6 protein-coding genes and 1 tRNA gene are annotated in these 8,472 nt (G+C 35.1%); 3 read left to right on the top strand and 4 right to left on the bottom strand.

What is annotated here, in order from left to right; all coding sequences use genetic code 11:
* The first annotated feature begins 462 nt into the window (after positions 1 to 462).
* Together polA and OZD67_RS05455 are read left to right on the top strand one after the other, a co-directional pair.
* Positions 463 to 2,988, top strand: coding sequence for a DNA polymerase I (gene polA, locus OZD67_RS05460; RefSeq protein WP_182183962.1), 2,526 nt, complete (start codon positions 463 to 465; stop codon positions 2,986 to 2,988).
* 89 nt (positions 2,989 to 3,077) lie between these two features.
* Positions 3,078 to 4,121, top strand: a complete 1,044-nt coding sequence (locus tag OZD67_RS05455) for a hypothetical protein (protein WP_274999753.1) — start codon at positions 3,078 to 3,080, stop codon at positions 4,119 to 4,121.
* A 3-nt stretch (positions 4,122 to 4,124) separates the two neighbouring features.
* Here the strand turns inward: OZD67_RS05455 and OZD67_RS05450 are convergent, their stop codons facing one another.
* From OZD67_RS05450 to OZD67_RS05435, 4 genes are all read right to left on the bottom strand, one after another.
* On the bottom strand, positions 4,125 to 4,943 hold the full coding sequence (locus OZD67_RS05450; RefSeq protein WP_182183966.1) for an exodeoxyribonuclease III: 819 nt from the start codon (positions 4,941 to 4,943) through the stop codon (positions 4,125 to 4,127).
* Complete coding sequence (locus OZD67_RS05445; RefSeq protein WP_182183967.1) at positions 4,943 to 5,650, bottom strand: uroporphyrinogen-III synthase; 708 nt, start codon at positions 5,648 to 5,650, stop codon at positions 4,943 to 4,945. Before OZD67_RS05445 ends, OZD67_RS05450 begins: the two co-directional genes overlap by 1 nt.
* Positions 5,651 to 5,903: 253 nt before the next feature.
* Complete coding sequence (locus tag OZD67_RS05440) at positions 5,904 to 6,374, bottom strand: hypothetical protein (RefSeq protein WP_182183969.1); 471 nt, start codon at positions 6,372 to 6,374, stop codon at positions 5,904 to 5,906.
* Positions 6,375 to 6,444: 70 nt separating this feature from the next.
* Positions 6,445 to 6,529 (bottom strand) — tRNA-Leu (locus OZD67_RS05435).
* A 62-nt stretch (positions 6,530 to 6,591) separates the two neighbouring features.
* Between OZD67_RS05435 and tldD the strand changes: the two genes are divergently transcribed.
* The gene (gene tldD / locus OZD67_RS05430) at positions 6,592 to 8,010 is read left to right on the top strand and encodes a metalloprotease TldD (RefSeq protein ID WP_182183971.1); all 1,419 of its coding nucleotides are present in this window, start codon (positions 6,592 to 6,594) and stop codon (positions 8,008 to 8,010) included.
* Positions 8,011 to 8,472: the final 462 nt, after the last annotated feature.

Raw genomic sequence — 8,472 nt, 5'->3', positions numbered from 1 at the left:
CAGAAAAAAAGGCAAAAGAAATCCCGTGTTAGCTAGTTGTCACTCTCTAATCCTGCAAATTGGCGTACTATACTGTCTTAGACGACTTATAAGCGCGTTTCAGCTTGTGTAGGTAAAAACCTAGAAATATTGTGAAGACATAAGGTGCACATAGTGCAAAAAATTAAAAATAAGACGCCAACTACGTTGTTTTCTTGCTGTTTAATCTGCACAGATGAAGATAACTGAATACCTTCAGTTTCATAATAAGGGGGCTGGCGAGGCTTGTCAAGTAAGTTTTTTGTTTCTATTCCCAATAAAAGTTCGTTATATGGTTATGCAAGAAGTCTAATGAGAATTGGTATAACCATGCATGAATGCTATTTTCGGTAAAATCTCTTACAATGCCCAAAAGCAGAAAAACAAAAACTTGATTTTCGCAGCTAAATAGTGGACGATCAAAAGCACGCATAAATATCTACAATGAAAGAAAAAACTTTCACAATCATCGATGGCTATGGTTTTCTTTTCAGAGCTTACTATGTACTACCTCACTTAATTACCACAACAGGAATGCCAATAGGTGGTGTATATGGCTTTCTGAATATGGTTCTTAAGTACATTGCCCATTCGGACTACTTAACTATAGCACTTGATGCAGGGAAAAAGAATTTTAGGCACAATTTATATCCTGAATACAAAGCAAACAGAGTAACGCCTCCTGAGGATCTAATTCCACAGTTCACCATACTGAGGGAAGCCATAGAAGCTTTTAACCTCAGCTATGAAGAAATTGAAGGTTATGAAGCAGATGACATAATCGCAACACTAGCTGCAAAATACGCCTACCACAAAGACTTTAAAGTGGTAGTCGTTTCATCAGATAAAGATTTATTTCAACTCTTGAACCACAATATTTTAATATTCGACCCCATTAAAAATATATATATAGATGAAAAACAAATAGTAGAAAAATTTGGTGTAAACTCACACAAGCTTCTTGATTTATTTTCTCTAACTGGTGATGCATCTGACAACATTCCAGGCGTTCCAGGAATAGGGCCGAAGACTGCAGCTAAATTACTAGATGAATTTGATTCATTGAATAATATTATAGAGAACATTGATAACATCGAGCAAACGAGAATTCGTAATATTCTTACCGAACATAAGGAAAAAGCACTAATTTCAAGAGAACTTTTATCACTATGCGAAAAAGTAGACCTTCAACATGATATTGCAAAATATGAAGTCCATTCTCCAAATATGGAGAAATTATTATCCTTTTTAAAGAAGTATGAATTCAATTCCTTAATAGGTAAAATGGAAAAGCTTTTTTCTTATAATGGATCTAGCACAGAAAAGAAAACAGAATATAGTAGCGAAGAATTAGAAAAATTCTTGGAGCATTGTAGATATGAGGGCAAAATCGCAATTTATTGCCACTTTGAAAACAACTCATTAAGCTTAGCTTACAGCAAAGATAATGTTTTTCATATAGATCAAAACCGTATACAAGATGCGCTCATTGTAGTTAGCTCAACTTTACCTTCAAATGGGATGCTTAAAATAGTCCATAATATAAAAGAAATCAGAAAAATCTTTCCTGCGATGGAGAAAGTGCTAGGATCAGTTGATGATTTGATGATCATGTCATATAGCCTCGATACAGGAAAGCATGATCACAGTATTCCAAACATAATTGCACATAATTTGAGTGGAAATGCAGAAATTTTCTCGGCAAAAACTTTAATAGCAATTCATGAAAAGCTAAAGCAGGGGTTATTTCAGGAAAAATTGTTCACAATTTACGAGCGCTTCGATAAGCCACTTATGAAAGTAATATTTGATATGGAGAAAAATGGAATACTACTGGACATACAAAAATTACAGGAGCTGTTCGATAAATTTCAGCAGGTAATTGCCGTGCTTGAAGATGAGATATATAACTTATCAGAGGAAAGATTTAATATTGCGTCACCAAAACAATTAAGTGATATTTTATTTAATAAAATGGGGCTAAGTAAAAAGAAGAAGTCAAAATCTGGATCGTATAGCACCAATTATGAAGTTCTAGAGGCACTCGAAGAAGAAGGGGTAGAAATTGCAGGTAAAATTTTAAGTTGGCGACATTTAAGTAAATTAAAAGGCACCTACACTGATGCGCTAATAAAGCAAGTTGATCCCATTGATGGTAGGATACACACAAACTTTTCAACGACTGCAACTGCAACTGGAAGGCTGAGCTCCAGCAATCCTAATTTACAGAATATTCCTATCAGAAGCGAAGAGGGAAATCTTATCAGACAAGCGTTTATTGCACCAAAAGGATACAAGATAATTTCTGCCGACTATTCGCAAATAGAATTGAGACTCCTGGCACACGTTGCAAACGTTGCAGCATTTAAAGAAGCTTTTGCGAACGGACAAGATATTCACGATATCACCGCTAGGCAAGTTTTTGGAGTGCAAGAAATAGATGAGCAATTAAGACGCAAGGCAAAATCCATTAATTTTGGAATTATATATGGCATTAGCCCATTTGGTCTTGCAAAGCGGCTTGGAATTACCATTGCGGAGGCTGCTGAATACATTAATTACTATTTTTCCTGTTACCCAGAAATAAAGGCCTATATGGAAAAAGCAGTGTCTATCGCAAGATTGCATGGTTATGTAGAAACTTTGTTTGGCAGAAGATGCTTTGTAAGAGACATAAACAATACAATTCCTTATGTAAGACAATTTGCAGAAAGGGCAGCAATAAACGCACCACTGCAAGGAACCGCTGCTGATATAATAAAACGTGCGACGATTCAGCTTTTTGATCAGTTGAAGATAGGTAAAATAATCCTCCAAGTTCACGATGAACTACTGGTTGAGGTAGAGAATGAAAAGGTACAAGAAACGGCAGAACTTATGAAAGACGTAATGGAAAATGCAATAGAAATTTCTATACCACTTGAAGTAGAAATAAAAGTTGGCGACAACTGGGCTCTTAATTATGACTGAAACATGGCGGATTCTAAGAGTATAGATTATTTGAATTAATATGAAAAATATGCTACAATTAAAGTATAGTAAATGTGAGTAACTCAGTTATGACAAAAATATTAACTCCACAAACAAAGAATTTGGAACCTTCAAATCAGGTAACTAGCAAAGATGAGAAAATTTTTGAAAAAGAGGAATATCAGGCAGTCTATCGTGCTTTCCTAGATACTTTAAAAAATCCAGAAAATCTAGAAAAGCAAACGAAACAGGAAATAGAAAAGAAGAAACAGAAATTGAAAGAAGAACTTTCAGATAAAGAAAAACAAAAATTACATCGTGATCTGGAGTCATTAAACAAACAATTAAAGCAATTAAATAATGAAGATGAAAAGAAAATTTTTACTTTTGTATTTGAGAACAGTGGTAAGATATTCAATAATGTCAATCCAGAAGATATAAAGTTACTCAGTGAAGAAAACTTTTGTCAGCTTTTACTTTCTGTGTTTGAAGAAATTAGGAAGCAAGGCTTAGCTAGAGAAGAGAAATTAAATAATGATAAAATACAGCAAATAATAACCAAGTGTGTAGCTGATATACGCGGTACAGAAGCTAAACATTCATTCATAAAGCTTCCCGGGTGGCCGTTTGGAATAAAGGTAGATCCTAAAAACTTTTTTAGCTCTTTTATGAATGGGATGAAAAAAAAAATATCATTCTTAAGTAAAGATAAAAAAGAGGAGGATGAGCCACCGCTCAGTGATGAAGAGATGGTAACAACGTTCTTAAGCAAGATCTTTTTTCCTATCCTTCTTTCCACTATTCTAATGTCAATTTTTGGTCCTACCACAATCGGAGTAGTTTTTGCTGCTATCGGCACAATACTTGTCGTAAAGAGTGGAGTTGAAGTTCTTTTTTCAAATAATAAAAAAGGTACTTTATATGACCCACGAGATGAAAAGGAAAGAAAAGAATGGGATAATGAAATTAGCGATGGTATCAATAAAATTTTAGGATCCGAAGTTAATGAAACTGAGCAGAGTAATCAACCTGCTGTAACAGCTGAGGAGCAACTTACTCAAAAGAGTCAGTCTACTGTGCTTGAACAAGTTACTTTGGATCAGCCAGCTAAAAGCACAGGACAGCAGCCATAACCCTTAGATTTGCCAAAAGTGAGTTATGTAAGAGGTCTGCTGTTGTTTTATAATACATACAACAGGAGTATGATCAGATGGGTTTTCTAGCTTACGCAATCTATCATCTATGTAGCATGTTTCCAATTTATCTACAGCTTGTGGCGATAATAGCATATAATCTATTCGCATTCCTTGATTGTTTCTGAGCGAATTGCCTTGATAATGCCACCAAGTAAATTGTTGCAAATTGGAGTGGGATATTCTAAATGCGTCTTTATACCCCAAATTTAGGATTGCTCTTAACTTCTCACGTTCTTTTATATGAAAGCACACTTGGCCATTTAATAAATCTGAATCAAAAACATCAATTTCATACAGTGCAACATTATAATCGCCAACTATAACGGTTATCTCCTCATTTTTCAGTAAATTGTCCATTCTTTTATATAAATTATCAAAAAACTTGAGTTTATATTCAAATGCTTGAGAGTCTAGGCTTTGGCCGTTTGGCACGTATACACTTCCTACCCTTACCTTCTGATTAGTGTGTTTTATCACACATTCTATATAACGTGCTTCTTGATGACCTTCTACAATGTCAATTTTTAGTTTTTCCAGTATCGGATATTTAGATAAAACACAAACGCCATTTCTTGCAACTTGTCCATAGATAGCATATTCATATCCTAACTTTTCTATCTCTGCATAAGGAAATTGCTCTTCCGTGCATTTTATCTCTTGCAGCAAAACTATATCTATCTGACTATCAACTATAAAACTACAAAGTTGGTTAATTCTTTTACGTATGGAGTTTACATTCCAAGTTGCAATCTTTAGCATCAGCAATCCTTATTAATTATATCAACTAAACTCTCCCCAGTAGGCAACCTCGATGTTATAATTTTTTTCCACTTGATTAACTTTAAACTATCAGCAATGTTTTTACTCATGGTATATGCAACTGTATTATTCATCACAGGAGATAGCCCACTTTTTAGAACTAATGAACAAAATACCCTTGCTGTCTGTGAGGAAAAAAAAGCAACACCATCAATTTTACCATCCAACAGCAAATTTTTACACCTATTAGTTAGACTCCTTTTAATAATTGTTTTATAGAGCACAACTTCTCTTACGTTAAAATCTTCTTCAGATAATCTCTTTTTTAGATCACATGATACTTCTTGCCCCCTTATATACAAGAACTTTATTGCATTTGAATAATGAGCTTTTATGAATGATATCAGACCATCAACGTTGCTGTCTGCTGAGATTATATCAGAAAATCCCAAATTTTTTGCAGCCTGCATGGTTGAATTACCAACCGTAATAATTGGAAAGTCATCCACTTTGCATATTTGACTAAAAGCCTTTACACTATTTTTACTTGTGGATATTACAACGTCAAATTCGTACGCAGATATATCAGGATTTAAGTACTTTATTGTGAATACTGGTTCTATAAAAACTTTGTATCCATACTTTCTCAATATATTTCTTGTATTGAACGAGTCCAATAAAGGCCTCGTTAATAAAATAGACTTCATTCTGATTTATTTCACTACTAGTAAAATAGTACCCTTTATACACAAATTACTGAATAAAAATTTTTATTTTGATGGCTTGAGCAACTATTCAAGTAATTGATGTGGAAGTAGGAGTACTAAGCGCTCCTACCCCAATAAGCCCACAATTTCTGCTTACACTTTTTTGACGCTAATTACGTTGAACTCTTTTGAATGGCTTCCTTCAGTGGAATGATATAACTAATATTCCTGTATAAGTTAAATAAGTTAATACTTAAGCTGCTCCTGCAGCTAGGGAGTGGTCATTAGTAGGTTTTTCTGCCTGTGGTTCGCTAATCATAGTTCGAACGATATTAGTTGCCATAAAGGCACAGCCTAGAATAAAAAAGGCAGTGGAAACAAAAGGAATGATAGAAGATTCGATAGGCAATATAGATGCAATTCCTCCTATTAAAAACGAAACGTTAGATGTAATATCAAGACAGATTTTTGTTAGTTTTTTTTGTCCTGCTACACCAAGTTGCTTCTGTAGAAAATGATCCTTTAATGACCATATATTTAAAGCAAACGAAAGTGCACTTAATATAGTGCCGGCAATACTAAAATACAGACTTAAGACAGGAATATTCAAGACCAATGCCGCTATGTACCCAATGAAAGAGATAGTAGATAGTGTAGTAACTAAGCGTTTTGAATAAGTTCGTACCTTCTTTCTGTGGGCTAACTTATTTTTTTCATCATACATAGCATAAATATTACCTAATATGTTATATTATAGCATTAATTAATTCAACAAGCAATATGGAAGCTAAGAGTGCCCGAGAGAAGACTTGAACTTCCACAACTTAAAAAGTTACTAGCACCTGAAGCTAGCGCGTCTACCAATTCCGCCACCCGGGCTTTTTATAGTTTACTATGTTGAAGTTAAATAATATACTTAAACAATTTTTAGTTCAAAGGTAATGCCAAATCTAGATCAAGTATTTTTCGCTCAAAACAATGTTAATATTAATAACGTATATAAAATAGTCAATAACGCTTTGAGCAATAGCGATGGTGGTGAGCTGTTTCTAGAGTTTTGCCAGTCAGAATCCCTGCTTTTTGAGGATAACATATTAAAACACATGGACTTGAATACCAGAAGGGGGTTTGGTTTAAGGTCTTTTTGTGAGGATAGTACATCTTTCGTTTGTTCTTCTGAGATCAGCGAAAAAGAAATTAGTAATGCTGCTTCTATGGTAAAAAGCTCAGTTTCTTTAAACAAAACAAATTCAATAAATTTAAACGAAGAGACAAAAAGCCTATATTCGAGGATTAACCCTATAAATGAAATGGATCTGAATTCAAAAATTAAACTACTCAATGAGGTTAATGAGTATGTAAGGTCCAAAAATAACTGCGTGAAGCAAGTAAAAATAACTCTAAGTGGAGAATGGCAAGTCGTACAGATAATAAGGGATGATCACAGATTAAACGACATCAGGCCTTTAGTACGTTTTAATGTGTTAGTCATCGTAGAGAAAGATGGTCGAACCGAGAGAGGCTCCGCAGGACACGGTGGAAGGGATTCTTATAGTAAGTTTATTTCTGAGAAAAAGTGGAAAGAAGTTGCAAACCAGGCTTTGGAACAAGCACTGGTAAATCTTGAAGCAATTCCAACTCCAGCTGGGGAAATGACAGTTATTCTAGGTCCAGGCTGGCCGGGAGTATTGTTGCATGAAGCTGTGGGTCATGGACTCGAAGGCGATTTTAATCGTAAAGGAATCTCAGCATTTTCAAATTCTATTGGTAAACAAGTAGCAGCTAGTGGCATCACAGTAGTTGATGATGGAACTCTGCCTAATTTGCGTGGTTCTATTAGCATAGATGATGAAGGTACTCCACCCAGTTATAGTATATTGATAGAGGGTGGAATTCTCAAAGGCTACATGCAGGACCATATGAATGCCAAGCTTATGGGTGTAAATCCGACTGGTAATGGTAGAAGAGAGAGTTATAAAGAAGTTACTATGCCGCGCATGACAAACACCTATATGTTACCAGGGAAACATACGCCGGAAGAAATAATATCTAGCGTAAAGGAAGGTCTGTATGCAGTAAATTTTGGTGGTGGGCAAGTTGATATAACGTCAGGGAAATTTGTTTTCTCATCTTCAGAAGCTTACTTAATAGAAAATGGTAAAATTACACAGCCAGTCAAAGGAGCAACACTAATTGGTGATGGGCCAACAGTGCTAAAAAAAGTATCCATGATTGGCAACGACTTAAAGTTGGACCCCGGTGTTGGCACATGCTCAAAAGATGGACAAAATGTGCCTGTTGGAGTTGGTCAACCAACACTCAAAGTCGACGCAATAACTGTTGGTGGAACTGAGATATAGATAAGGGCTAAAACGGATTCCAGCGCATGACGCATAATTGTACAAACATTGTAACCGTTATTCAAGTAGTCCGCAGAAACGAAAAAACTTGCTTGACAAGCTCCGCCAGCCCCCTTATCATGAAACTGAAGGTATTCAGTTATCTTCATCTGTGCAGATTAAATAGCAAGAAAACAACGTAGTTGGCGTCTTATTTTTAATTTTTTGCACTATGTGCACCTTATGTCTTCACAACATTTCTGGGTTTTTACCTANNNAAGCTGAAACGCGCTTATAAGTCGTTTAAGACAGTATAGTACGCCAATTTGCAGGATTAGAGAGTGACAATTAGCTAACATGGGATTTCTTTTGCCTTTTTTTCTGCTTAGTAAATTTCTTAAATATTTAAACTAAGGTGAGTTGCGTTTAAAAGCAGCTAAATTGCAGTGTTTAAGACTTAAAAAAACGCCAATACAGAAAATA

It is taken from the genome of Wolbachia endosymbiont of Drosophila nikananu (assembly GCF_028981865.1).
Lineage (GTDB): Bacteria > Pseudomonadota > Alphaproteobacteria > Rickettsiales > Anaplasmataceae > Wolbachia > Wolbachia pipientis_B.
This window is presented reverse-complemented; position numbering and strand designations above follow the sequence as displayed.

What these genes read in the sequence shown, in the direction of transcription:
- polA (WP_182183962.1), top strand. Translation starts at nt 463, where the DNA reads ATGAAAGAAAAAACTTTCACAATCATCGATGGCTATGGTTTTCTTTTC.
- OZD67_RS05455 (WP_274999753.1), top strand. Translation starts at nt 3,078, where the DNA reads ATGACAAAAATATTAACTCCACAAACAAAGAATTTGGAACCTTCAAAT.
- OZD67_RS05450 (WP_182183966.1), bottom strand. Translation starts at nt 4,943, where the DNA reads ATGCTAAAGATTGCAACTTGGAATGTAAACTCCATACGTAAAAGAATT.
- OZD67_RS05445 (WP_182183967.1), bottom strand. Translation starts at nt 5,650, where the DNA reads ATGAAGTCTATTTTATTAACGAGGCCTTTATTGGACTCGTTCAATACA.
- OZD67_RS05440 (WP_182183969.1), bottom strand. Translation starts at nt 6,374, where the DNA reads ATGTATGATGAAAAAAATAAGTTAGCCCACAGAAAGAAGGTACGAACT.
- tldD (WP_182183971.1), top strand. Translation starts at nt 6,592, where the DNA reads ATGCCAAATCTAGATCAAGTATTTTTCGCTCAAAACAATGTTAATATT.